Here is a 26073-nt window from a genome sequence, read left to right on the forward strand (position 1 = left end):
AATGTACTAACTCGGCGTACTATTAAACTGTCATCGTTGGAGTGTGTAGGGTTTCCTGCCAAAAAACTACCTGCCTTCCATTAGTTTCTTGTATTCATCTTCCACCTTTTTATGTTGATTCCCATCTCCATAAGCGCCGAAATAGTGGGATGCCAGACCAATGCCCCAGCCAAGCATAGGCCAGATGGGCCATGGGTGGATTCGTTCACCCCAGGGCTGGCTGCGCATGACGAAAAACAGAATCCAGAAACCTGAGTTAACAAGGATATAGGTGATGACATGGCGCTTGAAAGCGACCCGACTTTGGGCTTTTTTCCAGAGGTATTCGTCTCGTTGATTTGTCATGATTAAAAGGGAGTGAGTAGTGTAAAAGTTTATTTTAATAAGCCAGTTTGAAAAGTACCTCGCTAGCTGGTTGTGCTATTTTTTCCGCGGGAAGGCATTCACTTGGGTAGTTGGATGAAGTTTGAAGGCTTACGACCTGGTTTTAGTTTCCCTGCCTCATTTTCTCATATTCTCTCAAAACTGAATCTCCTTTGTCTACATAGGCACGGTAATATTCAGTGCCCAAACCGAGGCCCCAGAACACTATTGGAAAACCTGGCCAGAAAAAACTATGAAGGCCACTTGAAAAATACCAGATACCCACCAGAAGTGTGTTGACAGCCAAATAAGCAATTGCGCTTTGCTTGAATCTTACGCGGAGTTTGGCGATCCTCCACAGATTTTCGTTCCGTTCGTTCTCCATGAGCTTAGTGTTTTGAAGTTATGAGGGGTAGGTGATTGTGACAAAAGTAGGGTCTTCGTTTCTCACAGACCTTCCATTTAGGACGAACTCACTTTTAGGTGGCGTGAATGCCAATAAAAGCGGAATGAACAGCCACGCAGCGAAATTCAAATAAATCCAAACTCCTTGAATTTTTTTAAATCATAGCCCACGGATTCCAGTGGAGTCCTGTTGCCAAATGACTCCTGCTCAATGATCCAGTACTTTATTGGCGTATGTTTTTTCGCGAATGCCAGAATTGTCTCCAAGTCGAGCACACCGGTGCCAAGTAGCGTACTCTCGGCTTTACCCGAAGCTTTATCTTTGACGTGCATCGACTCAAACTGGTGTGGATACCGGCGCAACCAATGCATGGGATCGGCACCGGCGATTGCCATGTTGCATAGGTCAAGTTGCTGGCAAACATAGGCCAGGTCCCAATTGCGTAATAAATATTCGTAGACCGGCTCTCCTTCGTATTTGGTCTCAAACTCCACCAGGTGGTTGTGAAAGCCAAAGCGGAGTCCGGCCTCCCGGCAAACTTCCCCGCAACGATTATAAGCAGCTGTTCCCCGCATCATCTCATCAGGTTGGGTGAGATCCCAGGCAAATGAGGGAGAAATAAGATATTCCTGACCGACAACTAGGGCATCCTCAATCGTTTTTTTCCAAGCATCGCTTACATCGTTTTTTGACTCAAGCCAGTGGTCTTTACGAAACTGGGTATGAGAGGTAGGCATAACCAAACCACAGTTTTTCAGAATTTCACTGAATTCTGTTGCCCTGAATCCATAAAATTTCTCATCAATGTAGTTTGCGTGCTCAATTTCCTTGAATCCGATTTTGGCAACAGACTCCAATGTCAACTCCGGATTTTTTTGCATTGCTTCCCGAACCGAGTACAACTGCAAACCGATATGATAAACCTTGATTTGAGGTTCGACTCGAAAAGGTGAATTGACGGCCAGCAAGGCAACTCCTGTTCTTATAAATTCGCGGCGACTGATTGAGGGTTCTATCATCGTATTGTCCAAACTTTGACTTTCAATTTAATTCTATTTATCTACATTGCCGAATGATGTTTTTAAAGTGACTATCGGGAATCATATGATTCCGACTACCTTTCGGATGTGAATGTTTAACTTTACTTGTTTAATGCTTGCATGGAATTAAGCACCAAACGCTTGTTTTTGAAAGAAATGACTCTGGACGATGTGGATCTTATTCATCATCTGCATTGTACCTCAGAGGTCGAACAGTTTAATACAATCGGGATTCCAAGACATAAGGGTGACACTATTGAGGTAATTCTCTCTGCCGTTGAAGATCGGGAATCGAAAAATCGAACTCAATTTGCATGGACGGTTTGGGCAGCTGGAAAAGAGGATTTTCTGGGTGAAGCGGGGATATCGTTATCTGGCGACCGGTTTCAGCAAGGTGAAATACATTATAGCCTTTTGCCTGCTCATTGGGAAAAAGGGTACGGGACTGAACTAGTTAAGCGCATTATATCCTTTGGGTTCAAGGAATTAAAATTGCACCGTGTTCACGCTGGCGTGGCGACGGAGAATCATCGCTCTATCCGGGTATTGGAAAAAGCGGGGATGACCCGCGAAGGACTGCACAGGAGAATTCTGCCCATAAGAGGTGAATGGAAAGATAACTACCATTATGCAATTGTGGAGGATGATCCATTCGTACTGTAAACAGAACAATCGATCTGACAAATACAGAACAAAATGTTTACAGGGTTTCAAGTGGCTCTGGAATCCTGGTTCCTAGCCATAAACATGAAAAAGTGCTATCGATTTGCATTTGTTCAAATCGACAGCACTTTGATAAAAAAAACATTACTATTAATCTTGGTTCTTAGGCTTACGACCCGGACGTTTTGTCTTAGGGGTAGGGGGATCCAACTTTAATTCAAAGGCAGTTGAACCGTCGTATTCAAAAGATTTGATATTGAAAGTGTATTTATTGTTTTGCACATCCAGGCCTCCCTTTTCTAAAATCACCCCCAGCGGGAAATAGAAGTTGCGACCACTTTCCTCCATTTCAAATACGCCTTCGGTCTCACGGGGGGCAGGCACCAGAAACAGGGATTTTAGTTTTCGTTTGTTTTCAGGCATTCCAATCATAAATGCCGAACTCTTAGGGTCAATACCGACTTCTTCGGCTGACTTCTGCGGAATAATTACTTTTCCGGTTGAGGTAATGTAGCCCGTAGTGTAAGACTTGGATGCTACTTCTGAATTTTTCTTAGGGGCGACGTTCTCTTCTGGAGAAAAGAAACGGATTTCTTTTGCTTTCATGCTGGGAAATATTTTGGTTTTATGTTTTGCAAATATTGCATTATTTTTTTTTATATATCAAAAAATCAAGTGAGAACCTAAGAGGCCTGGGTATTTAATTGTTGAATTAGCACCCACATCAGCAATGAAATGAATGATATTTATCATGCTTTTCACACCGTGATTTTGTTTGAAAGATTAGTACATTTGGCAAGAAAAAATACCCATACCGATCGGTACATTTAGTTGGGTATGATGTTTATAACTCAAAAATGCGATATCAATTTTAGTTTTAAAACCCGGATAATATCATAATGGAGTATATCGATTATTATAAAGTGCTGGGCGTAAATAAAGACGCTACTGACGCTGAAATCAAGAAGGCCTACCGAAAGCTGGCTCGCAAGCATCACCCAGATATCAATCCTGATGATAAGAATGCTGAGAAAAAATTTCAACAAATAAACGAAGCAAATCAGGTATTGAGTGATCCTGAAAATCGCAAGAAGTACGATAAATACGGCAAAGACTGGAAGCATGCCGAGGAATTTGAAAAGGCGGGTCAGCAAAGGCAGTATAGCCGTTCGAGCCAGGGAGGAGGTTTTGAGGGAGGCGGCAATTTTTCAGGTGGCGATTTTTCGGACTTCTTCGAGTCCATGTTCGGAGGTGGAGCTTCTTCATTTGGTGGCGCATCATCGGGATCCTGGGGAGCGGGGACCAAATTTAAAGGGCAGGATTACCAGGCAGAACTTCACCTTGAATTGCGCGACGTGTTTGAAACACATAAGCGTACAATCACAATAAATGGAAAGAATATTCGCCTCACCATCCCGGCAGGCGTTGCCGATGGTCAGGTCATAAAGATTAAGGGGTACGGGGGCGAAGGGACGAACGGAGGACCCAAAGGCGATTTATACATCACTTTTTCAATTGAGAATCTGACCTCCTTCCAGCGCGATGGCGCAAACCTTTATGCCTCGGTCAGTATTGACCTCTACAAGGCCGTATTGGGTGGGGATCTGACAGTTGATACCTTCGATGGAAAAGTTAAACTCAACGTTCCACCCGGCACCCAAAATGGTACAAAAATTAAATTGAAGGGTAAGGGGTTTCCGATCTACAAAAAAGAGGGAGCATTCGGCGATTTATACCTCACTTATCAGATAAGCATCCCCACCGAATTGACAGAGAAACAAAAAGAGTTATTTACTGAATTAGCTAAACTGAGCGCATCATGAATACCAACGACCTGGTTCCAGTGACTGTCCTTTGCATGCACTACAAGATTGAAATGTCCTTTTTTTACAGCCTTGAGGAGGTAGGGCTAATCAATCTTGAATCGATTGAGGAAACTAAATTCATCCCGTCTGAAAGCATTGGTGAAATTGAGAAAATTATTAGGCTGCAACAGGATCTAAACTTAAATCTTGAAGCTATCGATGTAGTATTCAATCTTCTAAATAAAGTAAGCGTTCTGCAAGATGAACTGCAATCAGCTAGGAACAGGCTTCAGATCTATGAGCGAAATGAATATATTTGAGACTATAAGTCAAGGGTAAGTACGGCTTTAAAAAAACAGCCCACGCCAATATGGCGTGGGCTGTTTTTTAGTTTTGAGATTTTCAGTTGGCTAACCCAACTGGCTCTGAGCCACAAATGCCCATCGTTGCGCCAATCTTAACGTATCGCTTTGCGATTTTGGGACTAACCATCTGCGTGACACCATAATAGCAAATAGGTACCACTTCATCTTCCGGAGTGCAATGAGTACTTGAAAAGCCGATTGCCAGAATCGCCAGGTAGACAGATACTCGTCTAAGTTTTTGCATTATAAATAAGGTTTGGGTGTGATGGGAAAGGTCAGGAAGTAAAAGTAAATAATCTCCTGAAACAATATCAATGACCCATCACGGATACTCCTTTAATTCCTACTGTCTTTACAGTGATATTCCTGGTAGGTGCCGTATGGTTCTTGAAGTCCTCAATGATTTCCAATACATCGTAATCAATGTTGAGCGACTTGGTACCGTCAATAATAACCGTACAATCACGCGGCAACATGCTCAGGGTGTGGTTGATACTTCCCTTATTCAGGAAAGTTACCTCCTGAGAGAGTTGCAGAGTTATGACCTCACCTTCTTTATGCTCCTCCTTCTTATAATGGTAGGAATGCTTGTAATTCTTTCTCAGGATAAAGTAGATCGCAACTACCATTCCTATGGCAATCCCTTTAAGGAGGTCAGTCACCAAAATGGCTGCTATCGTGACAACGAACGGGATGAATTGATCCCAGCCCAGCTCGTACATCTTTTTATAGAGCGACACTTTCGATAATTTGTATCCCACCAGAAGAAGAATAGCTGCAAGCGCCGCCAGGGGGATCATATTGAGAAAATAAGGAATGAAAATGGCCGACACCAGCAGCAAAGTACCATGAATGATAGTAGCCATCTTGGTTTTGCCGCCTGAGTCGATGTTGGCCGAGCTACGAATGATAACCTGCGTGACCGGTAACCCCCCAATCAAACCTGATACGATGTTACCCACACCCTGTGCCTTCAACTCCCGATTGGTGGGAGTGCTCCGCTTGTAAGGGTCCAGCTTATCCGTTGCTTCCACCGAAAGCAATGTCTCAAGGCTGGCCACAATTGCGAGCGTAAATGCCACGGTGTATATGTCAGGATTTGAGATCATAGAAAAATCGGGCATACTGAAAAAACTGATGAACTCTTGCGCTGTATTGGCCACGGGAAGTTTCACCAGGTGATCGCCAGCCATGGCCCATTCAGGCTTTACTGCCGCAAACGTCATGTTAATGATTGTGCCCAGAATTACCACAAACAACGCTCCTGGTAAAAAACGGAAGAGCTGTATTTTCTTCATGAAGGGCCTCTCAAAGAGGATGAGCACAGCTATGGAAATGAGCGAGATGATTATAGCCCCTGTACTACTGTAACGAACTGAATAATATAATTCGCTGAACGTGTTGTGTCCGTCGGGTTGGGTAAAAGACTCGTCACCGAAGAAATCCTTGTCATAGCCAAATGCGTGAGGAATTTCTTTCAGAATAAGTGTAATACCAATGGCAGCAAGCATGCCTTTAATTACGGAAGACGGGAAATAGTACCCAATGATTCCCGCATTAAGGAAGCCCGCAATCAGTTGAATGATCCCACACAGCACAACGGCCAGCAATAAGGCTTCAAAGCTTCCCAGGGTGTCGAGAGCACCTAAAATAATAACCACAAGGCCTGCCGCGGGACCTGCGACTCCAAGCGCAGAGCCACTCAGGGCCCCAACGACGATACCACCCACCATTCCGGCTATGATACCGGAAAAAAGGCGGTTGGGGTCGCCTGTTGAGGCAAGCGCCACACCCAGACACAATGGTAGCGCCACAAGGTAGACAACCAGGCCCGCCGGAAAGTCGGATTTTAAATGGGCAAATATATTCTTTTTATCAACTGCCATATTCTATGTTAATTATTTCAAGAATTTTAGTGGGTAACCCTGAATGGGTTACCCTTTTTTATTAGGAGCCAGCGCATAGAACTCCTCCATGTCTTTGGTGCTGTCAGTCATCACATTAAGGTCTTTCAATAAACCGTTTGCGATGTCGTAAACCAATCCATGAATTTCCAGGAATCGATCCTGCGCCCATGCCATCTGAACGATAGACGTTTTCGCCAGATCCAGAACCTGTTCCTGAACGTTCAACTCTACCATCCGGTCGCTGCGCTTTGACATATCCTCGATGGCATCCAGCTCGTCCTTGTGCAAGCGATAAACGTCTTTGATGTGTCGCAACCAGTTGTCAATCAGTCCCACTGACTTGTTTCCCATGGCAGCGTTTACCCCGCCACAGCCGTAGTGACCGCACACAATGATGTGTTTGACTTCAAGTACGTTGACCGCATAATCCAAAACACTCAGCATGCTTATGTCGGTATGCACGACCATGTTGGCAATGTTGCGGTGAACAAAAACATCCCCGGGCCGCATACCGGTTATCTGGTTGGCTGGTACCCGGCTGTCGGAGCAACCAATCCATAAAAACTGAGGGGTTTGGCCTTGCGCAAGTGTGCTGAAGAATGTGGAATCTTCCTGATTCATATCAGCGACCCATTTGCGGTTGTTATCGAATAATTCGGAATACGACTTAGGCATAGTAATTTCTTTTAAGAATTTAGTGAAAAGTTAACGGATGTAATAAAATTATGTACCTCCCTTATTTCATTGAAAAAGGCAAGTACTCTACTGTAAATAGAAGGTAATCAAGGTATTGAGTCGTGGGGGTGCACGAAAGCCATGGTCATTTTATTTAAACAACTACTGGCTCATTCCTAAAAACAGGATACAAAAAGTGCGTGAAGGGGAAGCGACTCAATAAGAAAGAAAATCCGGCGGAGGAGAAAAACTGTCCAGAGCGATTTTCTTAATGGCAAACAAAGTGTAGGCAAATCGTGCCTTACTTGACAAGGGGGAGTTCAAAACCGTTCTCCCGGATAAGAGAACGGTGAAAAGGGACATGGTAACTTTCGATTCATCAGTATCGACAGGCTCGCAATCGTGCCACTGAATCGTTTCATTTTCCTGCACAAACTTTTTGCCATTGACAATAGTGCCAATGAGACAAATGCTGCAAAGGAATATGAAAAGTCCTGCTTTCATCAAAGGTTTTGTGGAGTAGAAGACCTGCTAACACGAAAAGTGCAAAAAACGTTGCTTAGTTTGACCGCTTGTAGCGATCATAATCTTTCTCGTGTCTTTCCAACCAACGTCCCACAATAAACGAAGCACCTAATAAAAGGGTATAAAACACGAGGGCAACAATATTCATGAACATAATAAGCGCGATTTTTTGAAAACATTCATTTTCTGCAAAAATACGTACAGAATTCAAGGATGGCGAATCTTTGACAAAATAATTATAGCACACCCTTAGTTGAGGGCATGCTGTCCATTGCCTTGTGATCTCGCGCCACTGCCATTTTTATCGCTTTGGCAAATGCCTTGAAAATGGCCTCGATCTTATGATGTTCGTTTTGGCCTTCAACCTTAATGTTCAAATTACAGAGGGAAGTATCGGAAAAAGACTTAAAGAAATGATGAAACATTTCAGTGGGCATTTCCCCGATTCGCTCCCGGCGAAAATCAGCCTCCCATACAAGCCACGGGCGGCCAGAAAAGTCGATGGCTACCTGGGCAAGCGCCTCGTCCATCGGAAGCAGGAAACCATACCGGTTGGTGCCGCGCTTGTCGCCCAGGGCTATCCGGTACGCTTCACCCAGCGCCAGAGCAGTGTCCTCAATAGTGTGGTGTTCGTCTATGTGTAAATCGCCTTTGACCGTGATTTCAAGGTCTGATCCCGAATGCTTGGCGAGTTGGTCGAGCATATGATCGTAAAAACCAAGACCTGTATGGATTGCAGAGTTGCCGCTGCCGTCAAGATTCAGGGTAATGGAAATTTCAGTCTCCTTCGTATTCCGTTGGACTGTAGCAATGCGATCTGGTAGTTTTATTTTTTCAAATAGTGCGTCCCAATCATCGCTGACGAGTGTAATGGCCGATTTCATTTCTGACGATATACCTTCGCCGGGAAGTTCCTGAGCAAAAAGTACCGCTTTTGCGCCCAGATTTACGGCCAATTGAACGTCTGTGAGCCGGTCGCCGATCACAAAGCTGTTTGCAAGGTCATACCCGCCATTAAGATATTCGGTAAGCAGACCGGTACCTGGTTTTCGGGTAGGCGCGTTTTCAGATGGAAAGGTTTTGTCAATGAGCACATCGGCGAAAAAAACATTTTCGCCTTTCAATGTATTCATCATTCTATTATGAGCTGGCCAGAATGTAGCCTCCGGAAAAGAACTGGTACCTAATCCATCCTGATTAGTGACCATGACAAGTTCGAAATCGGTTTCTTCGGCCAGTCGGCGAAGATTGGAGATAGCCTTTGGCAAAAATTCCAGTTTTTCCAGAGAATCGACTTGTTGATCGGAAATAGGTTCGACGATGATCGTACCATCGCGGTCGATAAAAAGGGCTTTTTTCAATGAAGCGGACATAAATGTAAATTGAAAATCTAAAATACAAAGTAAAGCAGAAACCCTCATTTAACAGGTATCCGTACTACCTTATCCGCTTGGATTTGATCTATTCAATGCGTGGCCTCTATTAAAACATCTTAATTTTCTCACATGCCCAATTCCAACGTTGCCCCCGGTGCCCCGGTATTCCTGCCCGCTGGACATCCAGTGCCAAGTATGGGATTGGATCGTCCATTGATGCGGCCTCCGAAGTCTGTTTCAAGCTCAGCCATGGCATTGTCATTGAAGTGTACTTTCCACGCGAAAACTCGGCCTGCATCCGGGATATGGGGCTGATTATAACCGTTGGAAAAGATTTTTTTTCAGAAGCGAAACGCCACACCGGCATAACGTTAATATGGTTAAAGATGGCGTTCCGGCTTACATTTTGACCAATTACTTGTCAGGAAGGCCGCTATTCGATTACTAAGCACATCGTGAGCGACCCCTTGCGCGATACTCTATTGCAGCAAGTGAAGTTTTCTCATTAGAAAAAAAAGGTCTGACTACCATCCGTATGTATTCCTTGCCACACACCTTGGCAACCGTGGCTCGGGAAACTACGCATGGCTCGGCGACTACAAAGGTACCCTTAATATGCCCAGCGGGACAGCCTGTGTCTGGCGCTCGCTTGCTCGGTGGATTGGAAAAAACGTTCGGCAGGGTACTTGGGCAAATCGGATGGCTGGTAGGACCTGCAGCGCCATAAACTTCTGACATCAGAATAGGCAACTACCCCAAATGGCAACGTAGCGCTTACTGCCGAAATTGACTTGACGAATGCTGAGGAGGGTAATACTTTGGTATAGGGTTTTGGAAGAAATCCTACCGAGGCCGGTCACCGCGCTTACGCCAGCACGACAGATGGTTTGGAGGTAGTTCAGAAACGGTACGTGAAGGAATGGCATGATTAGCAGCAATCGCTTGTTTATCTCGACTTTTCGGAAGAAAAGGTTGGGGAATTGTTTCGCATCGGTGCGGCTGTTTTAAGAATACACGAGTCAAAGCGGTTTCCCGGGTCCATGACGTGAAGCTGTGCTGGTTTTAAAGGATAAGCATGTTTTCGACATGTTGATTCCTGCCTATTACAGATACGTCAGAAAAAAAACGGTATCCAGGCTGGTGGCCTGGCGTTTTGACCAATCCATAAAATGAAAAAGGTAAGGTTGACTTCACTTTCTTGTGGATGGAATCGAAGAACTGGGAAGGAAAAGATTCTACTGTGGAGGTAGTTTAGCGGCAGCATCGTGTATGAATTGAAGTACGATACATGTCTGTCGCATTTGATTACATTGTGGAAAATACATCAGTTTGTCGTCCTGGCCCAGATTCGCTGTCAATACTCTTCTCCCTTCTTCGGTTGGGTTGATTTTTTCTGATTGATGCGGTAGTTGAAGGTAAGGTTGACTTGCCGCATCCGCCGTTGGGTGTTGCTGAATGTATAGAAGTTTGGCCCCTCGGTGATGCTTCGGTAGCGCCGCGAGTTAAAGACGTCCAGCACACTGAGGTTAAACGTTCCCTTACCCTGCAAGACATCCTTGCTTGCCGAAAGATCAAGGTAGAATAAGCCCTGGCGCGTTCCTTGCGCAGTTTTTTGTGGAGCCTCGTAATTGGCACGGAGCTGGGTATCGATTCCGTTGGTTAAAGTGAAGCGCGATGTTTGGCGTACGAACCAACTGTATGTTTGGGTTTTGTAAGAATCCAAAATATTGCTGCCGTCAATGTTGGCGTGGAAAAAATTGAAGTTAAAATCGTTTTTCCACCATTTTGCCGGTTGCAACGAACTCGTGAATTCTACGCCGTAAGAATTTTCGGACAACAGGTTTTCGGGACGCGTTACCGAGAACCCATCGGCATTTACCTGCCGGATGCGCTCTATTTTACCGTCAGTCATGCGGTAGTAAACCGAGGAGGTAAATGAACCTTTGTCAAAATAGTTGATGTGGCCAAGTTCAAAAACGTTGCTAAATTCCGGATTGAGGTTAGGGTTCCCGCTAAAAAAATTACGGCTGTCTGCAAAGGTCATAAACGGACTCAAATCATTGTAAACCGGACGCCGGATGCGCCGGCTAAAACTCAATTGTAAGGCGTTGTCTTTGGGCAGATTGTACGTGAAGTGAGCACTTGGAAACAGATTGGCATAGCGACGCGGATTTACCACGTTGGTTTCGCGCAGGGTAGTTTCCACGTCAGTGTATTCGCCCCGTACGCCTATCTGGTAGGAAAAACGGCGAACCTTATTACCCAAAATGCCGTAGGCAGCATGGATGTTTTCGTTGTAAATGAAGTAATTCTTTAAATCGGGTAAAGGAATAAACTCGCCTTGCTCATTTTTTTCATTCACCACAAAATCGTTGACCATGTCCCGGAAGCTTGTACGTAACCCGGCCTCAAACTTGCCTTCTTTTCCAATTGGCTGAATGTAATCCACCTGGAAAAGCAACTGCTTTTCAAACTCATCATTCAGGGATTTTTGCAATTGGTTGCCAGCCGGGTCTGGCTGGCCATCGAGCCGGACAGCGCGCTGGGTAAAAGTCTGGTCTGAACTTTCCCAGTTATCCAGAAACCGTACTTCGGTAGTCAGTTCGTGGTCTTTCCGAAGAAACTGTTTCCGCCAGCTTAGCACATATTCCGAATTGGGCTCTTTCTCTCGTTCCTCTTGCCTGCGGTAGGTAGTTCCTACCGGATTTTTCGGCGAGTTGACAAAGTCACGGTAGGTAATATCCGTTTCGCGTCCCGCATCGCTTCGGCGGAAAAGGTAGGAGGCAGTGAGTATGCTGGTCTCCGTGAAGAAGAAATCCAGGCCCCCGCGAATGTTCTGATTGAAGCCAAAGACATTGCCCGTTACATTTTGCCGGGTGATAAAAGTCGAATCGTTACGGTATACCTCCTGATCGAGGTTACTTCGCCAGGGCGATTTGCGGTAGGCAATGCCATAGTTGATGAAGAAATTGACCTTACGGTGACGGTAGTTTAAGTTGGCAGCTCCACCGTAGTTGACAGGCTGCCCGGTAATCAATTCGAAAGAACCGTTGAACCCTTCTTTACGCTCTTTTTTCAGGACAATATTGATGATTCCTGCCATGCCCTCCGCCTCATAGCGGGCCGATGGATTAGTGATAATTTCGACGCGCTCAATCAGGCTTCCCTGTAATTGTTGCAGACCGCTCCCTCCTTTGAAGCTTACCAGACCAGAAGGTTTTCCATCCACCAATATGCGGACATTACCGCTGCCACGCAGTTTTACGCCGCCTTCGGGGTCTACAGACACCGAGGGGATGTTGCTCAATATATCGGTAGCTGTCCCCCCCGCATTGGCCAGGTCTTTGCCTACATTAAAAATTCGTTTATCGAGCGATAGCTCCATTGAGCTTTTCTCGGCCTGTACCACCACTTCATCCAGCGTGTTGGTATTCGACGCTAATTTCAGCGTCCCGAATTCATGTGCTGAGTTTTCTTTTGAGATAGTGAATTCGGCCGTTTTAAAGGCCTGGTATCCCATGAATTCTATTAATGCGTAGTAAGTACCCGACTTGACAGCCACGGTAAACTTCCCTTCATCGTCAGCTACGTTGCCCGTTGCCAACTCACTTTTATTGCCGGCCTGATAAATACGGATGCTGGCGAAGGGCAATGGATCGGTAGTTTGGGTGTCTACAATTTGGCCGCGAACCTCACCTTTTTGGGCAAAGGATTTAAGAGAAAAGAAAAAAAAGAAAAACAACGCAGCGGCGGCGGGGCGAATTTTCCCGACGGAAAAGAAAAGTTGTGTAGACTTTTTCATTAAAAATTAAGCAGTAAGGAGAATTTCGCGGCTGGACAAACAAGGGATAAAACGAACTTTTCGAATTGAGGAAAAATGAATCAGGGCTTTACACCTTTCACATTCATCTCCATGGAATAAAAACCCTTGCTGGCCGTGATAAAAAGGGTAGTATGGTCCTTTCCACCAAAACACACATTGGCTGTCCAGCCTTCGCCAGTCGGAATATTGAGGAGCTTTTTCCCTTCCGGGCTATATGCCGTTACTCCGTTGCTGTTGGTAATATACAGGTTGCCCTTTTCATCAAGCGTGATACCGTCGGAGCGTTCCTCGCAAAGCAACGTTTTGTCGCTCAAGGAGCCATCCTTATTTATTTTGTAGTGGTAGATTTTGCTATCACCAATGTCAGTCATATATAGCTTTTTACCGTCAGGCGTACCTACGATCCCGTTGGGCTTCTTGAAATCGTCGATAACCCGCGTGAGCGTTTTATGGTCTTTGCTCAAAAAATAGACCCCCTGTATTTCAATCTGCTGTTCACTATGTTTCCACCAATCGCGCTTGTAAAACGGGTCGGTAAAATACGCTGTCCCGTTGGGAGCCACCCACACATCATTGGGCCCGTTCAGCCGCTGGCCCTGGTATTCGCCGACAACTACCGTTTCCTTTTTTTTACTTTTATCAATAATCCATAGTTCATTATTGGCATCGGCGCAGGACCAAAGGCGGTCCTTTTTGTCGAAGAACATCCCGTTCGATCGGCCGGAAGGCTGCATGTAGGTACTTAGTTGCCCGTCAACGCCCCATTTCATAATGCGGTCATTGGGCTGGTCGGTAAAGTAAACATTGCCCTCGGCGTCGGCGGAAGGGCCTTCTGTGAAGGCGAATTCGCCCGATATTTTTTTCAGGGTAGCGCCTTCTTTGATGAGCGAGGAGTCTTTGGGGGTATGGATTGGAATGGACATAGCGAATAATATGGAGAGTAAGAAAAACTGGTGCATGGATTGAATCTGAAATTTTAATAAAAAATCTAACCGAAAGCCCTCGCAGGTGGTATTATATTTTAAAGCAAAGATAATCCAATTCCTACCACCCCATTTCCACAAGTATATGACCATGCCCATTGGCGCTTCGATTCTCCCGAATCTGCCCCCCCGAGAACTAAAAAGAATCCGTAAGGACCCCGAAAAAACAGCGGAGGTCGTTGGCCTTCATTACATCGATTGTAAAGTCGCCCCTGGCTTTTCCCGAAAGCGAGCGGGTAAAGGATTTTATTACGTCAATGAAAACGGGGTCCGTTGCAAAGACCAGCGAAAGATCAAACGAATGAATGCCCTGGTGCTTCCTCCGGCTTGGGACGATGTCTGGATTAGCAAAGATCCCAAGGCGCACTTGCAGGCAACGGGTATCGATGAGGCGGGCAGGAAGCAGTATCGCTACCACGAGCATTGGACCCAGATCCGCAATCACACCAAATACTTCAAACTTCTCAGGTTTGCCAACGCTCTGCCCGACTTGCGCGAGCAGATCCAGCACGACCTTCGCACCCACGGCGACAGTTGTGAGAAAGCTACCGCGCTGGCGGTAAGGCTTATGGAAAAAACCTGCATCCGGGTAGGTAATCAGCGGTATCGGGTGCTGAATGGTACTTCGGGATTAACTACCCTGGATGCCCGCCATGTAGAGGTAAAGGGGAGTACAATACGGCTGAAATTCAAGGGTAAGAAGGGTATTAAGCATGACATTACGCTTCGCGACCGATCATTGGCCAGGCTCGTGAAACATTTTAAAGAAATGAAAGGCAGACGTCTGTTTCAGTACGTCGATGAACATGGAAAGCGACATTCGCTTCAGGCCCGGCACGTTAATGAATACATCCGGGAACATACCTGTGGCAACTTCACCGCCAAAGACTTCCGTACCTGGATGGGGACGGTGACGGCCTTTGAGTACCTCAAGCTGCAGGAGCCACCCACAAGCGAAACGGATCTTAAGCGGAAATTGAATGCCTGTTTCGACGCCGTGGCCGAACACCTGGGCAACACGCGGGCTGTTTGTAAGAAGTACTATGTGCATCCGTCAGTAACAAATGCGTATGCCGATGGACGCATTCAGAAATATATCAAAGCTGCCACCACGGAGGATTCTCTGCTTTCTGACTCCGAGCAGCGTGTTACCAAACTCCTTTCATCCTACGCCTGATATTTTGAGTAATAAATTCAATTACGATCTGGATTTCGATGCTGTTGACTTTCGCGATCATCCCGAATTGTATCGGATTGGGGTCGGCGAGCAGGGGGTACTTTTGGTTGAACCCTACAAAAGTGAATTGCTGCCGCTCTGGCGTTTCAAAACGGAAGAGATTGCCACTCATTCCGCTGAGCAGCTGTACGAAAAATTCGAAGAGTACTTGAACAATAAAGATTTTGTCGGGGCAGATATGGCACGCAAGTACATTCAAATGGGCTTTACCCGCGCGCGCCGCTACGCCAACCACCCGAGTGGTCGAAAGTACGCCGCGGGAGATGACCCTGATCACGAGCAAAAGGCTTATCCATACTCGTCAGGTAGTCCGCGGAAAGGTAATGAGGTACTTCCCCGCGCAAAAGATGCCGCCATCAGCGAAAAAGCCAAAGCCGCGGCAGTGTTCAAGAGCTATTGGGATCGCTGCCGCGCTCACCCAGAGTACCAGCAGCAGAAAGAGGCCTTTCGAAAAAAATATTATTAAAGGATAAAACCTACATTGGTAGCCTGGGCGTCTAGTAGAAAAGGCTTGTTTCACCGTTTTTATTTGTAAACGATGAAACAAATCAATGTACTATGCCTCTAAATCGCCGGCATTTCCTGCAAAGCTCCATTGGCCTTGCCACTGCAGTTTCTTTTGGAGTTCCTGATCCACAAGCCGAGAATACGAAGCTCCCATTTCCAATTTCTTGCAATCAGTACTCGTGGTTTACATTCTTTCGTCGTGAAGGCCGCGACTGGAAGGCCGATCTTGATGTTTCGATGAGTGAGTATGCGCAATCAGGATTCCAGGCATTCGAGCCAAGTTTTGAGTCCGTCGGGGAGGTTGAAAAGCTGGCTCCAATCGTAAAAAAACATGGCATCGCCGTTCCTTCTTTCTATGTTAATAGTTTGCTCCACGAGATTGATGCAGGCAAAAAATCAATAGGGCAAGTACTGACTATTGCCGAAATCGCTCAAAAACTGCTCGGTACCACGATAATCGTGACCAATCCCAGCCCGATCAACTGGAATGGTTCGGAAAATAAAAACGATCCACAACTTGAAGAGCAAGCCAAAAACCTTAACCAACTGGGACTGGAATTACGCAAAATGGGTATGACACTTGCCTACCACACCCACGACATGGAAATGCGGGCCGGCGCGCGGGAGTTTCACCACATGATGCTCAACACCGACCCGGCGAACGTTACTTTCTGTATGGATGTCCATTGGATTTATCGTGGGTCAGGCAACTCCCAACTGGCGGTGTTCGACGTGTTGAAATTATACGGCCAGCGGATCACCGAAATGCACATCCGGCAATCCAAGGATGGTATCTGGACGGAGGTGTTTGCTGAAAATGGTGATGTTAACTATCATCAGGTGGCCGATGAACTCAGAAAGATGGGCATTGCGCCGCACATAGTAATGGAGCAATGCCTGGAGAAGCAGTCACCAAACGTGCATAATGCCATTGATGCCCACCAGGAGGATTTGAAGCGAGCCACACAGACATTTTCTCTTTGATCGGATGTAGTTTAGAGCGTTGGTAAAACCCGCGAGGGTGGGAGGGAAGTGATTTTGAGTTCAGTCCCGTTGACGTGAGCAATCAAATTAATGACTACCTAAATTTTTGAGGATTAAGCATTAGTTTGACCATTCCCCAGGCCACGAAAAGCATCAGGATCAGGGCGGGAAACCCTCCCAGGTTGGAAAGGATTTTCACCCCATCCAAGCCCTTGTCTTTCCCTTCTCCGGCAAAGGATACCATGATCCAGGCAATCAGTCCAATCAAACTACCCCATGCGATCTTGACATACAAGGGAGGCTCGTCGCTACCGGAATCGGGCTTGGTGACGCTGATTCCACTCATGGCCGTGGTATTGGAATCGGCCGCAGTTACGTAGGATAGGAAGGCCGTGACAAAGAAAACCACGCTTGTGATTTGGGCAAAGGGTAGTTTTTCCAAAATGGAAAAAATGACCCGACTGGCTCCGCCTTCCTGATTAAGTACCGCGTAAAGCGACGAGCCGGGTGATTGAAAATCGTAATGTATGGCACTGACGCTGAATATCATAATCCAGACGCAGGCGAACAGCGCAGGCAGGAACAAATTGAACACGATGAACTGCCGGACGGTATAGCCGAGGGCAATTCTACCCAAAAACAAAGCTGTAATAGGAGTCCAGGCCAGCCAGTTGGTCCAGTTGAATATTGTCCAGCTCTTGGCCCATTCTACATCGGGCGTAATGGTGCCGATCAGGCTTCTGGTGAAAAAGTTTGTCAAATACTCACCAAAGGATTCCAGACCGAAAGAGACTAAAAAGAGCGTTGGTCCGGCCAGCAGCATAAAAACACCAAGCACTATAAAAATGCTGACGTTGATTTCGGACAAAATGCGGATTCCCCGCAACAAGCCGCTGGCCGCCGACGCTACAAAAGAAAGTACGATGGCAAGCGCCACCATGCCCATTACAAAGATGCTGGCGGGAATTCCCGCCATATGTTCAAGGCCGCCCGAAATGATGAGAATTCCTGCTCCAAGTGAAGCCGCCATACCTGCCACCAGGCAAAACAGGCAAAGCGCGTCGATCCAGGTACCCAAGGAGCGATGGACGCGGTTGCCCAAAATTGGGTAAAGCATCGAGCCCAGGCTAAAGGGCTGATTGAGGTTGTAGTAGCAAAGGGCAAACATTAATCCGCCCAACGTATATATTCCGTAGGGAATGAGCGACCAGTGCATATACATGGTCGAAACGGCGAAGGTCGCTGCTTCCCGGCTGTTAGGCGTAAGTCCAAGGCTCGGCGGGGGAGCATGCAGGTGAAACAGCGGCTCGGCGGTTCCCCAGAAGAGAATGCCCGTGGCGATGGTAGTGCAAAGCGTAATGGAAAACCACCGCCAGCGATTGAGCAAAGGAAGGGCCAGCGGTCCGCCGATTTTGATTTTGCCCAATGGTGAAAAGTACACCATCAGGCAAAGCAGGAAAAACGCCAGCGCCCCCACCGAAAACAGCCATCCCAACGAACCCATCATGCCGGAATTAAGCGCAGCGATGACCGAAATCATTTCCTGTGGGTCGATCAGGCTAAAAATACAGACTCCGATCAGAACGAGAAAAGGCGGCCAAAAGACAAATGGGCGTAGCTGCTTCATCCGGCGAAGGTAGCTACTTTACCGTCACGCCTTTCCAGAAAGCGACATAGCCCTCGATATTTTTGGCTGCATCCTTGGCGTTGGGATAGTACCAGGCGGCGTCTTTATTTATTTTCCCATCCACATTGAGGCTATAATAAGAGGCCGTTCCCTTCCACGGACAAACGGTATGTGTATCGGACTCCTGCAGGTACTCACTCTTTACGGTTTCTACGGGAAAGTAGTGATTGTTCTCAACGACGATGGTGTCGTCGCTTTCGGCGATGGTTTGGTTATTCCAGGTAGCGGTCATGAATTGCTTTTTTTATATGTAAAGACTCAAATATATAACTAAAGCCCCCTGAGATAGTTCAAGAAATGAGAATTAGGACGAAACTCCGGGCCAAATAAGCAAGAAGGGAGTAGTTTGTTTGACTTAAAAGCGTAGCTACCGACGTAGGGGTCAGCTCAGTTTCAATAATGACTATCCAGCAAATCTTCTACAGAAGTTGTGTCTATTGTCCTTAGGTAGCCCAAAAAGGTTTCTTCCGCTTAGGAAAGTTTCATCTCTACATATTGTTGCTTGTTTATACAAGTGAAGCGATGAGGGGCAAACATGCGAATTTCATTCCAAAAAAAATGCGGCGATATCAGTAGCGAACTACCGGTATCGCCGCAAGGCGTTTGTTTCAAGTTTGAGATCAATTGGTTTCGTTCGCCATCATCATTTCCATTTCATCTGCACTCGGACCGTAGGGACCGGAAATAGGGATATCCAGCAATCGTAGAAAAACCCCTAACTGAGCGCGATGGTGGGCGTTTTGTCCAAAGGCATGACGAACGGCCTCCCACTTAGGCATATCCATATACACCTGATCGCCTCCCCGTAGTACCCACCGATCTAGCAAGATGTCATCTGTCATTCGGCTGAGCGTATCCTGAGATTTCTGAACATTTTTATCAAATGTCGCCAGCAAGGCCTCGGCGTCTGCATGCTCTTCGGGTACTTCCTGGGCTATGTCCCAGTCATCCATTTCGAGTATGGCTCCGATCCATGAGGGTATATCAGCCAGATGCGTAGCCAGAGCTTTGAGCGTCATGCTCTTGGGATGAGGCTGCCAGTTCATTTTGTCGGCAGGAACAAGCGCCAGCATTTTACGGGTTTCGGGGGCTTCGGTAGCGAGTTCTTTCTGGAAAGCTTCAATGAATGTGATCATGGTCGTTTATTTGTTTGGTTGATGGAACAAATATCGACGTGACCGGTGACAGCCCTATGTCAGCAGGGTTCAGAAATCTTCAGAGCCAACCGTTGTCTGACCGTATCGAGTTTTTGAGAGACCATCCCTCTGAGCATCTCGGGTTCAATGATGTCAACTACCTCCCCGAAAATCAGACACCAATGCGCCATTCCGGCTAAGGAGTCAGTCAGAAAAGTCATTTCGATTTGTTCGCCGGCGTCGGTTTGCGAGACGAAACCATGGTAGTAATGCTGATCACCCAGAAAGCGCAAGGCTGGCCTGTCCAGGCGGACGATCACTTTATGCAGCGTTCTCTCTTGCCGGGTGCGCTCGATAAAACTTTGCAAGGCGGGATGAAGGGTCGAAAAGCGTTCATTAAGTACTTCCAGGGCCTGTACCCGGTCAGTACGAAAATTCCGGTAGCCGCTCCTCAACCGGCAGTAAGCAATGAGGTACCAGTTCGGTCCGCCCGAATAAATTCCCACTGGCTCCACGTCACGCTCCGAAGTGCCGCTACTGGTCGTAGATTCATACACGAGCCGAACTACCTTTTTCTCCGCGATGCAGTTCAAAATCGTTTCGATGGGAAGATTTTGAGGACGGTTCTTGGGCAGGTAAGGACTTTGCACCACAGCAATACGGTTGCTGAGGTCATCGAGCAATTCTTTATCCGGCGTGCGCAGGACGGCTTTTATTTTAAAAAGGGCCGATTGATACGATGCCCGCGATGTCGCATCGGTCCATTGGTTTACCAGCTTTTCCGCCGTCAGGAAAGCCATAGCTTCCTCGCGCGTAAACTGCACCGGGGGCAGCCGATAACCCTGCACTATCGAATAACCCACTCCGGCCTCACCCACAATCGGAACCCCGGCCAGTTCGAGCGTCCGCATGTCGCGGTATACTGTCCGCAGGCTTATATCAAATCGCTCGGCTATCTCCTGAGACCGGAGGATACGCTTGGATTGCAACTGGATGAGGATGGCAGTCAGGCGGTCGAGGCGGTTCATCTGAATATTCGTGGTTGATACTTTAAAGTACCCACAAAAAGAAAGGAGAACCAAACGAATTTGATTCTCCTTTTTAACCAAAATCTATAAACCTTACACCAGCATGCTCATCGGCTCTTCCAGGAACTTCTTCACGGTAAGCAAGAACTCAGAGCCGGTAACCCCATCGACTACACGGTGGTCGCAGGAGAGCGTTACCTTCATAACATTTGTGGGATAAACCGTGCCATCCTCCTTAAACGCTGCGGTTTGCTTGATCGAACCGATGGCCAAAATACAGGCATCAGGTGGATTGATAATGGCAGTGAATTCATCAATGCCGAACATCCCCAGATTTGAAATCGAGAAAGTGTTGCCTTCCCAGTCTTTCGGTTGGAGTTTTTTGTCCTTGGCTTTGCCAGCGAACGTTTTCACCTCACCAGAAATAACCGAAAGAGTTTTCTTATCGGCGTCGCGAACGACAGGTACGAGTAAGCCTTCATCCACCGCGACGGCCACGCCGATGTTTACGTAGTCGTATTTGCGGATTTTGTCTCCAAGCCAGGCAGAGTTAACCGCCGGATGTTTTTTGAGTGCCAGCGCGCAGGCTTTGACGACAAAATCATTGAAAGAAATCTTTGAAGTAGCCACTTCATTTAGCGTCGGGCGGAGGGCCATTGCCTTGTCCATGTTGATTTCCATGGTAAGGTAGAAGTGCGGCGCCGTGAACATGCTCTCGCTCAGACGACGCGAGATAGTTTTGCGCATCTGCGAAACGGGAATGTCCTCGTAGTTGCCCACCGGTTCGGAGCTGGCGACAGCAGGTTCCACTTTACCAATCTTAGCGGGCTCGGCAGCTTGCGCCGGCTTGGCGGCAGGCTTGAACTCGTCCACGTCACGTTTGATAATGCGGCCATTGTCCCCGGAGCCGGAAACCTCGTGGAGGTCGATCCCCTTTTCCTCGGCAAGACGGCGAGCCAGGGGAGAAGCCTTAATGCGATCACCGGAATCGGTAGCGGCAACGCTTGATTCTGATGCTGCTCCTTTTGCGTCGGCAGTAGCCGAAGGAGCTTCAACCTGCTCGTCTTCTTCATTTTCAGATTCTTCACTACCACGTTCCTCACGGTCGATGAGCGCCTGGAAATTTGCCCCCTCCTCACCGATAACGGCGATGATGGCATTGACAGGTACAGCATCGCCTTCCTTGATTCCGGCGAAAAGCAAAGTTCCTTCTTCGTAGGCTTCCAGATCCATAGTGGCCTTATCCGTCTCAACTTCGGCCAGAATATCCCCGGAAGCTATTTTGTCACCGACTTTTTTCTGCCAGGAAACCAAAACGCCCTCTTCCATGGTATCACTCATCTTTGGCATCCTGACCAAAGTAGCGTTGATTTTTTCATTGGAAGGTGCTGGTTTTGTGGCTTTGGATGCCGCCTTCGCGGGAGCCGCTTTCTCCTCTGCGGGCGCTGGTTTCTTAGCTCCATTGGAGGACGCGCTGGCGCCTTCTTCTGCCTTGCCGTTGGAATTCCCTTCCAGCAATCCTTCGTAATCCTCGCCTTTTTCTCCGATAACGGCCATTACGCCATTCACGGGGACGGCGTCGCCCTTCTCGACTCCGATGTATAATAAGGTACCTTCCTGGTAAGCTTCCATGTCCATAGTGGCCTTATCGGTTTCCACCTCGGCCAGAATGTCGCCGGATTTTACCTCGTCGCCCACTTTTTTGTGCCATTCCGCAATGACACCCTCTTCCATAGTGTCGCTCATTTTGGGCATTCTTATTACTTCTGCCATTTTATAAGATATAAGTTTTCAGATTCAGGGATTTTATTCAGTTAGCCAAAAATACAATAAAACGGTATAAAAGGATAAAGGGTTAAAGGTTTAGGATTGAAGGGATTTTATATAGCGTTGATAATCAGAACGAAAAAGAGTTAGAGAAAATGCTCTAACTCTTTTAATGAAAGACAACCTAAGGCAAATCCAGCTTAGCTTATCTTTAAAACTGCCATAAACGCTTCCTGCGGAATCTCGACATTGCCGACCTGCCGCATCCGCTTTTTACCTTTTTTCTGCTTCTCGAGTAGTTTTCGCTTCCGGGAAATATCGCCGCCGTAGCATTTGGCAAGTACGTCTTTTCGCATGGCCTTCACCGTTTCGCGGGCTATGATTTTCTGGCCGATTGCCGCTTGTATCGCAATCTCGAACATCTGGCGCGGGATCAGTTCCCGTAGTTTCTCGCAAAGTTTCTTCCCCCATTCGTACGCTTTTGTGCGGTGAACAATGGCCGAGAGCGCGTCCACGCGGTCGCCGTTAAGCATCACGTCGAGCTTTACCATATCGGACGCTTCGTATCCTGTGAGCTCGTAGTCGAGCGACGCATAACCGCGCGAGATGGTTTTCAGCCGATCGAAAAAATCAAAAACTACCTCAGCCAACGGCATGGAAAATTGCAGCTCCACCCGGTCAGAAGTCAGGTAAATCTGGTTTTTGAGCATTCCCCGCTTTTCCATGCACAGTGTCATGATGGCCCCTACGTACTCTGACTTGGAAATAATCTGCGCGTTGATGAAAGGTTCTTCAATCACGCTGATAAAGTTGGGTTCAGGCATTTCAGAAGGAGCACTCACTTTGAGGTTTTCGCCGCGCGTAGTCGTAACCCTGAACTGTACCGAAGGTACGGTGGTGATCACCGTCATATCGAACTCGCGTTCCAGGCGCTCTTGAATGATCTCCATGTGTAGCATTCCGAGGAAGCCGCAACGGAAACCGAAGCCGAGAGCCGCGGAGGTTTCGGGTTCCCACACCAGCGAAGCATCGTTGAGCTGCAGCTTTTCCATAGCCTCCCGAAGTTCTTCGTACTCGCTGGTATCGACCGGATAAATGCCTGCGAAAACCATCGGCTTCACTTCCTCAAATCCCCGAATCATAGCGGTGGAAGGCCGGTTGGTATGGGTGAATGTGTCGCCCACTTTTACTTCCCGTGCTACTTTGATACCGGAAATGAGGTAGCCCACATCTCCGCATTCCACAACATCCTTAGGCTGTTGTTGCAGGCGTAAAGTACCGATTTCGTCCGCCTGGTATTCACGGCCCGTAGCCATGAATTTGACCTTATCCCCTTTACGCACGCTACCATTCTTGATGCGGAAAATTACTTCGATTCCCCGGTAGGAGTTGAATACCGAGTCAAAGATCAGGGCTTGTAAAGGCGCATCCGGATCCCCTTTGGGAGCAGGGATACGGTGAACGATGGCTTCCAAAATATCAGGTACACCAATTCCTTCTTTGCCACTCGCGTGGATGATTTCATCCCGGTCGCAGCCAATAAGGTCAACAATCTGGTCCTTAACCTCCTCGGGCATGGCACCGGGAAGGTCAATTTTATTGAGTACCGGAATAATTATGAGGTCGTGGTTGATAGCCAGGTACAAGTTGGATATCGTCTGAGCTTCAATGCCCTGCGAAGCGTCAATAAGTAACAGCGCTCCTTCGCATGCAGCAATTGACCTGGACACTTCATAGGAAAAATCCACGTGGCCTGGTGTGTCGATCAGGTTGAGGGTGTATTTTTCCCCGGCAAGAATATAATCCATCTGAATGGCGTGACTCTTGATGGTAATGCCGCGTTCGCGTTCCAGATCCATGTTGTCGAGCAATTGGGCCTGCATTTCGCGATTAGTGACGGTATTGGTATATTCCAGAAGCCGATCAGCCAGGGTACTTTTCCCGTGATCGATGTGGGCAATTATGCAAAAGTTGCGGATGTTCTTCATGAAATGGGAGTGAGCAATCAACGGTTGCTCAGTGCTTGAAAATTGTTTGTTGTAATGTAACAGGCTGCTAATTCAAAAGTTCGTTGTTTGACGCCGAACCTGATGTTTTTGCAAAGATACAGCTTACCAGCCTATTTATTACGCAAGATTAAAGCCCCACGCTAACCCACTGCATCATGAGGGCGGTGAGGTAGCCTGCGTAGGACCCCAGCGCATATCCCAATATGGAAAGCAGTACGCCAACGGTCGCCAGCGAAGGGTGGAATGCAGCTGCTACCACGGGTGCTGAGGCTGATCCACCGACATTGGCCTGGCTACCCACTGCGGCGAAGAAAAACGGGATTTTGAACAGACGGGCCGCGCCCATAACTACGACCGCGTGAACCAGCATCCACACCAGCCCGATTGCAAATAGACCGGGATTGTCCGCGACCGCGCGCAAATCCATCTGCATCCCGATGGTTGCGACCAATATATATAGGAAAACACTTCCCATGCGTGAGGCGCCTACGTATTCCAGCTTACGAATGGGCGTAAGTGAAAACGAAAGGCCCATCAAGGTTACTAAAGCAATTATCCAAAAGAATGAAGATGTCAGACTATATCGACCGAGTCCCGGATAGTTTTCACTAAGATATGGCGTAATGCTATCGGCCAAAAAGTGGGCTAATCCTGTGGCCCCGAATCCAACTGCGGCCAGGAAAAGCAAATCACGCATGGCGGGAATGCGCTGGTGGGCAAGTTGAATTCCTTCCAAACGCTCCTGCACATCGATGATCCGGCTACTATCGGCCCTGAGGCGGGCGTCAATGCGCGCCGCGTAACCCGCGCCATAGATAAGTACCGCCATCCAGAGTTCGGCTACGAGCACATCTACCGCTACAATTTGAGAGAAAAGACGATCACTGGGTTGAAAGACCTCCTTCAATGCAGTCTGGTTTGCCCCACCGCCAATCCAACTCCCGGCAATGGTCGCAAGTCCACGCCAAACAGCATCCGGGCCTTCGCCCTGAACGGTTTCGGGGCTTAGGCTCCCGACTACCCACAGGGCCAACGGGCCACCGACCATCACCCCTATAGTACCTGCCAGCATCATGGTCACGGCCTGAGGGCCTAGTTTTGCCAACGATTTCCAGTCCATTCCCAAAGTAAAAAAGACCAGGCAGGCGGGTAAAAGGTACCGGGACACTACAGGGTACAGCTGTGAGTTGGCACCATCGACCAACCCTACGGAATTATAGATACCGGGAATAAAATAGCAGAGCAAAAGTGGGGGTACTACGCCGTAAAACTTCGTCCAGCCTTTTTGAGGGAGTGAGGCGGTGTAGAATATCAGGCCGAGCGTGAGCATCAGTAACCCCAGTACTACGGCGTCGTTTTGAATCATATTTTTGCGGGAGAGAAAGACAAGCAGATTTTTGCTCGCTTATTTTCACAAAAAAACATAAAAAAAGGGCAAAAATTGCCCGGCGGATCATCCAAAAAAAACACGCAGGTTTCAAGACGAACCCGCGTGTCAGATTACACTTCATCAACAAACTAAAAACCAAATGGGAGAATTTAGCATTGAAAAATTGAGAGGATAAGTACCTAATCATCCTCTCAATCCCAAATTAAATCAAGCTGTAGGAGGGGGAGTCGAACCACCCACGGTGCGGTTAGCCGCGATACAAATACTTGGTGGTCAACCCCAGTCGACAAGTCGGCATTATATCGTGTTTATCCCGGAATCACCACCCCCGAGACAGGAGGGCATGGCTGCCAGTTTCATCATCCTACAGTATAGTCAAAAAACGTTGTCAACATGG

The 26073-nt window shown here is 47.5% G+C and carries 24 protein-coding genes and 1 pseudogene; 7 read left to right on the forward strand and 18 right to left on the reverse strand.

Going from position 1 to position 26073, the window contains the following annotated elements; genetic code table 11:
- Positions 1-66: 66 nt before the first annotated feature.
- The 3 genes from IE117_RS19590 to IE117_RS19600 all read right to left on the reverse strand — a co-directional run bounded on the left by IE117_RS19590 (position 67) and on the right by IE117_RS19600 (position 1800).
- Entirely contained in the window at positions 67-345 is a 279-nt protein-coding gene (locus tag IE117_RS19590; protein WP_189566310.1) for a 2TM domain-containing protein, read from the reverse strand.
- Positions 346-487: 142 nt separating this feature from the next.
- Entirely contained in the window at positions 488-748 is a 261-nt protein-coding gene (locus IE117_RS19595; RefSeq protein ID WP_189566312.1) for a 2TM domain-containing protein, read from the reverse strand.
- Positions 749-894: 146 nt separating this feature from the next.
- Complete coding sequence (locus IE117_RS19600) at positions 895-1800, reverse strand: sugar phosphate isomerase/epimerase family protein (RefSeq protein ID WP_189566314.1); 906 nt, start codon at positions 1798-1800, stop codon at positions 895-897.
- Positions 1801-1929: 129 nt separating this feature from the next.
- Here IE117_RS19600 and IE117_RS19605 point away from each other — a divergent pair, with 129 nt between their 5' ends.
- Positions 1930-2472, forward strand: coding sequence for a GNAT family N-acetyltransferase (locus tag IE117_RS19605; protein WP_189566316.1), 543 nt, complete (start codon positions 1930-1932; stop codon positions 2470-2472).
- A gap of 150 nt (positions 2473-2622) precedes the next feature.
- Here the strand turns inward: IE117_RS19605 and IE117_RS19610 are convergent, their stop codons facing one another.
- Positions 2623-3078: a hypothetical protein gene (locus IE117_RS19610; protein ID WP_189566318.1), complete on the reverse strand. Its 456-nt coding sequence runs from the start codon at positions 3076-3078 to the stop codon at positions 2623-2625.
- Between the two features lie 293 nt (positions 3079-3371).
- On the opposite strand from IE117_RS19610, the gene IE117_RS19615 reads away from it, so the two are divergent.
- The gene (locus IE117_RS19615) at positions 3372-4295 is read left to right on the forward strand and encodes a DnaJ C-terminal domain-containing protein (protein ID WP_189566320.1); all 924 of its coding nucleotides are present in this window, start codon (positions 3372-3374) and stop codon (positions 4293-4295) included.
- Positions 4292-4597 (forward strand): chaperone modulator CbpM, encoded by a 306-nt coding sequence (locus IE117_RS19620; protein WP_189566322.1) that lies wholly within the window; start codon positions 4292-4294, stop codon positions 4595-4597. The genes IE117_RS19615 and IE117_RS19620 overlap by 4 nt, the downstream gene beginning before the upstream one ends.
- A 356-nt stretch (positions 4598-4953) precedes the next feature.
- Here the strand turns inward: IE117_RS19620 and IE117_RS19625 are convergent, their stop codons facing one another.
- The 5 genes from IE117_RS19625 to IE117_RS26435 form a co-directional block, all read right to left on the reverse strand.
- The gene (locus tag IE117_RS19625; protein WP_189566323.1) at positions 4954-6528 is read right to left on the reverse strand and encodes a SulP family inorganic anion transporter; all 1575 of its coding nucleotides are present in this window, start codon (positions 6526-6528) and stop codon (positions 4954-4956) included.
- Positions 6529-6576: 48 nt separating this feature from the next.
- Positions 6577-7224 carry a carbonate dehydratase gene (can, locus tag IE117_RS19630; protein ID WP_189566325.1) on the reverse strand — a complete coding sequence of 216 codons (648 nt, stop codon included), beginning with the start codon at positions 7222-7224 and terminating at the stop codon, positions 6577-6579.
- A gap of 216 nt (positions 7225-7440) precedes the next feature.
- A complete protein-coding gene (locus IE117_RS19635; RefSeq protein ID WP_189566327.1) occupies positions 7441-7728 on the reverse strand; it encodes a hypothetical protein in 288 nt (95 codons plus the stop codon).
- 257 nt (positions 7729-7985) lie between these two features.
- Positions 7986-9110, reverse strand: coding sequence for a bifunctional histidinol-phosphatase/imidazoleglycerol-phosphate dehydratase HisB (gene hisB, locus IE117_RS19640; RefSeq protein ID WP_189566975.1), 1125 nt, complete (start codon positions 9108-9110; stop codon positions 7986-7988).
- Positions 9111-9250: 140 nt separating this feature from the next.
- Positions 9251-9376: a hypothetical protein gene (locus IE117_RS26435; RefSeq protein ID WP_262893115.1), complete on the reverse strand. Its 126-nt coding sequence runs from the start codon at positions 9374-9376 to the stop codon at positions 9251-9253.
- On the opposite strand from IE117_RS26435, the pseudogene IE117_RS26595 reads away from it, so the two are divergent.
- Positions 9326-9835: pseudogene (locus IE117_RS26595) on the forward strand (hypothetical protein). The gene IE117_RS26435 and the pseudogene IE117_RS26595 overlap by 51 nt on opposite strands.
- A 644-nt stretch (positions 9836-10479) precedes the next feature.
- Here IE117_RS26595 and IE117_RS19660 read toward each other — a convergent pair.
- Together IE117_RS19660 and IE117_RS19665 are read right to left on the reverse strand one after the other, a co-directional pair.
- On the reverse strand, positions 10480-12927 hold the full coding sequence (locus tag IE117_RS19660; RefSeq protein WP_189566329.1) for a TonB-dependent receptor: 2448 nt from the start codon (positions 12925-12927) through the stop codon (positions 10480-10482).
- Positions 12928-13007: 80 nt separating this feature from the next.
- Positions 13008-13871, reverse strand: coding sequence for an SMP-30/gluconolactonase/LRE family protein (locus IE117_RS19665; protein WP_229581174.1), 864 nt, complete (start codon positions 13869-13871; stop codon positions 13008-13010).
- A gap of 145 nt (positions 13872-14016) precedes the next feature.
- Here IE117_RS19665 and IE117_RS19670 point away from each other — a divergent pair, with 145 nt between their 5' ends.
- The 3 genes from IE117_RS19670 to IE117_RS19680 all read left to right on the forward strand — a co-directional run bounded on the left by IE117_RS19670 (position 14017) and on the right by IE117_RS19680 (position 16659).
- The gene (locus IE117_RS19670) at positions 14017-15108 is read left to right on the forward strand and encodes a DNA topoisomerase IB (protein WP_189566334.1); all 1092 of its coding nucleotides are present in this window, start codon (positions 14017-14019) and stop codon (positions 15106-15108) included.
- Positions 15109-15112: 4 nt separating this feature from the next.
- Entirely contained in the window at positions 15113-15634 is a 522-nt protein-coding gene (locus tag IE117_RS19675) for a DUF4385 domain-containing protein (RefSeq protein WP_229581176.1), read from the forward strand.
- A gap of 92 nt (positions 15635-15726) precedes the next feature.
- A complete protein-coding gene (locus IE117_RS19680) occupies positions 15727-16659 on the forward strand; it encodes a sugar phosphate isomerase/epimerase family protein (protein ID WP_189566338.1) in 933 nt (310 codons plus the stop codon).
- Positions 16660-16753: 94 nt separating this feature from the next.
- Here the strand turns inward: IE117_RS19680 and IE117_RS19685 are convergent, their stop codons facing one another.
- The 7 genes from IE117_RS19685 to IE117_RS19715 all read right to left on the reverse strand — a co-directional run bounded on the left by IE117_RS19685 (position 16754) and on the right by IE117_RS19715 (position 25652).
- The gene (locus IE117_RS19685) at positions 16754-18286 is read right to left on the reverse strand and encodes a BCCT family transporter (RefSeq protein ID WP_189566340.1); all 1533 of its coding nucleotides are present in this window, start codon (positions 18284-18286) and stop codon (positions 16754-16756) included.
- 13 nt (positions 18287-18299) lie between these two features.
- Complete coding sequence (locus IE117_RS19690; protein WP_189566342.1) at positions 18300-18578, reverse strand: DUF427 domain-containing protein; 279 nt, start codon at positions 18576-18578, stop codon at positions 18300-18302.
- Positions 18579-18966: 388 nt separating this feature from the next.
- Positions 18967-19482: a DinB family protein gene (locus IE117_RS19695; RefSeq protein ID WP_229581178.1), complete on the reverse strand. Its 516-nt coding sequence runs from the start codon at positions 19480-19482 to the stop codon at positions 18967-18969.
- A gap of 59 nt (positions 19483-19541) precedes the next feature.
- Positions 19542-20510 carry a helix-turn-helix transcriptional regulator gene (locus tag IE117_RS19700; protein WP_189566344.1) on the reverse strand — a complete coding sequence of 323 codons (969 nt, stop codon included), beginning with the start codon at positions 20508-20510 and terminating at the stop codon, positions 19542-19544.
- 93 nt (positions 20511-20603) lie between these two features.
- On the reverse strand, positions 20604-22283 hold the full coding sequence (locus IE117_RS19705) for a pyruvate dehydrogenase complex dihydrolipoamide acetyltransferase (RefSeq protein WP_189566346.1): 1680 nt from the start codon (positions 22281-22283) through the stop codon (positions 20604-20606).
- Between the two features lie 194 nt (positions 22284-22477).
- Positions 22478-24265, reverse strand: coding sequence for a translation elongation factor 4 (gene lepA / locus IE117_RS19710; RefSeq protein WP_189566347.1), 1788 nt, complete (start codon positions 24263-24265; stop codon positions 22478-22480).
- Between the two features lie 148 nt (positions 24266-24413).
- Positions 24414-25652 carry a DUF819 family protein gene (locus IE117_RS19715; protein WP_189566348.1) on the reverse strand — a complete coding sequence of 413 codons (1239 nt, stop codon included), beginning with the start codon at positions 25650-25652 and terminating at the stop codon, positions 24414-24416.
- Positions 25653-26073: the final 421 nt, after the last annotated feature.

The sequence above is a fragment of the Persicitalea jodogahamensis genome, from assembly GCF_014651615.1.
In the GTDB taxonomy this organism is placed as follows: Bacteria; Bacteroidota; Bacteroidia; order Cytophagales; family Spirosomataceae; genus Persicitalea; species Persicitalea jodogahamensis.

What these genes read in the sequence shown, in the direction of transcription:
- IE117_RS19590 (WP_189566310.1), bottom strand. Translation starts at nt 345, where the DNA reads ATGACAAATCAACGAGACGAATACCTCTGGAAAAAAGCCCAAAGTCGG.
- IE117_RS19595 (WP_189566312.1), bottom strand. Translation starts at nt 748, where the DNA reads ATGGAGAACGAACGGAACGAAAATCTGTGGAGGATCGCCAAACTCCGC.
- IE117_RS19605 (WP_189566316.1), top strand. Translation starts at nt 1,930, where the DNA reads ATGGAATTAAGCACCAAACGCTTGTTTTTGAAAGAAATGACTCTGGAC.
- IE117_RS19610 (WP_189566318.1), bottom strand. Translation starts at nt 3,078, where the DNA reads ATGAAAGCAAAAGAAATCCGTTTCTTTTCTCCAGAAGAGAACGTCGCC.
- IE117_RS19615 (WP_189566320.1), top strand. Translation starts at nt 3,372, where the DNA reads ATGGAGTATATCGATTATTATAAAGTGCTGGGCGTAAATAAAGACGCT.
- IE117_RS19620 (WP_189566322.1), top strand. Translation starts at nt 4,292, where the DNA reads ATGAATACCAACGACCTGGTTCCAGTGACTGTCCTTTGCATGCACTAC.
- IE117_RS19625 (WP_189566323.1), bottom strand. Translation starts at nt 6,528, where the DNA reads ATGGCAGTTGATAAAAAGAATATATTTGCCCATTTAAAATCCGACTTT.
- can (WP_189566325.1), bottom strand. Translation starts at nt 7,224, where the DNA reads ATGCCTAAGTCGTATTCCGAATTATTCGATAACAACCGCAAATGGGTC.
- IE117_RS19635 (WP_189566327.1), bottom strand. Translation starts at nt 7,728, where the DNA reads ATGAAAGCAGGACTTTTCATATTCCTTTGCAGCATTTGTCTCATTGGC.
- IE117_RS26435 (WP_262893115.1), bottom strand. Translation starts at nt 9,376, where the DNA reads ATGGCTGAGCTTGAAACAGACTTCGGAGGCCGCATCAATGGACGATCC.
- IE117_RS19660 (WP_189566329.1), bottom strand. Translation starts at nt 12,927, where the DNA reads ATGAAAAAGTCTACACAACTTTTCTTTTCCGTCGGGAAAATTCGCCCC.
- IE117_RS19665 (WP_229581174.1), bottom strand. Translation starts at nt 13,871, where the DNA reads ATGTCCATTCCAATCCATACCCCCAAAGACTCCTCGCTCATCAAAGAA.
- IE117_RS19670 (WP_189566334.1), top strand. Translation starts at nt 14,017, where the DNA reads ATGACCATGCCCATTGGCGCTTCGATTCTCCCGAATCTGCCCCCCCGA.
- IE117_RS19680 (WP_189566338.1), top strand. Translation starts at nt 15,727, where the DNA reads ATGCCTCTAAATCGCCGGCATTTCCTGCAAAGCTCCATTGGCCTTGCC.
- IE117_RS19685 (WP_189566340.1), bottom strand. Translation starts at nt 18,286, where the DNA reads ATGAAGCAGCTACGCCCATTTGTCTTTTGGCCGCCTTTTCTCGTTCTG.
- IE117_RS19690 (WP_189566342.1), bottom strand. Translation starts at nt 18,578, where the DNA reads ATGACCGCTACCTGGAATAACCAAACCATCGCCGAAAGCGACGACACC.
- IE117_RS19695 (WP_229581178.1), bottom strand. Translation starts at nt 19,482, where the DNA reads ATGATCACATTCATTGAAGCTTTCCAGAAAGAACTCGCTACCGAAGCC.
- IE117_RS19700 (WP_189566344.1), bottom strand. Translation starts at nt 20,510, where the DNA reads ATGAACCGCCTCGACCGCCTGACTGCCATCCTCATCCAGTTGCAATCC.
- IE117_RS19705 (WP_189566346.1), bottom strand. Translation starts at nt 22,283, where the DNA reads ATGGCAGAAGTAATAAGAATGCCCAAAATGAGCGACACTATGGAAGAG.
- lepA (WP_189566347.1), bottom strand. Translation starts at nt 24,265, where the DNA reads ATGAAGAACATCCGCAACTTTTGCATAATTGCCCACATCGATCACGGG.
- IE117_RS19715 (WP_189566348.1), bottom strand. Translation starts at nt 25,652, where the DNA reads ATGATTCAAAACGACGCCGTAGTACTGGGGTTACTGATGCTCACGCTC.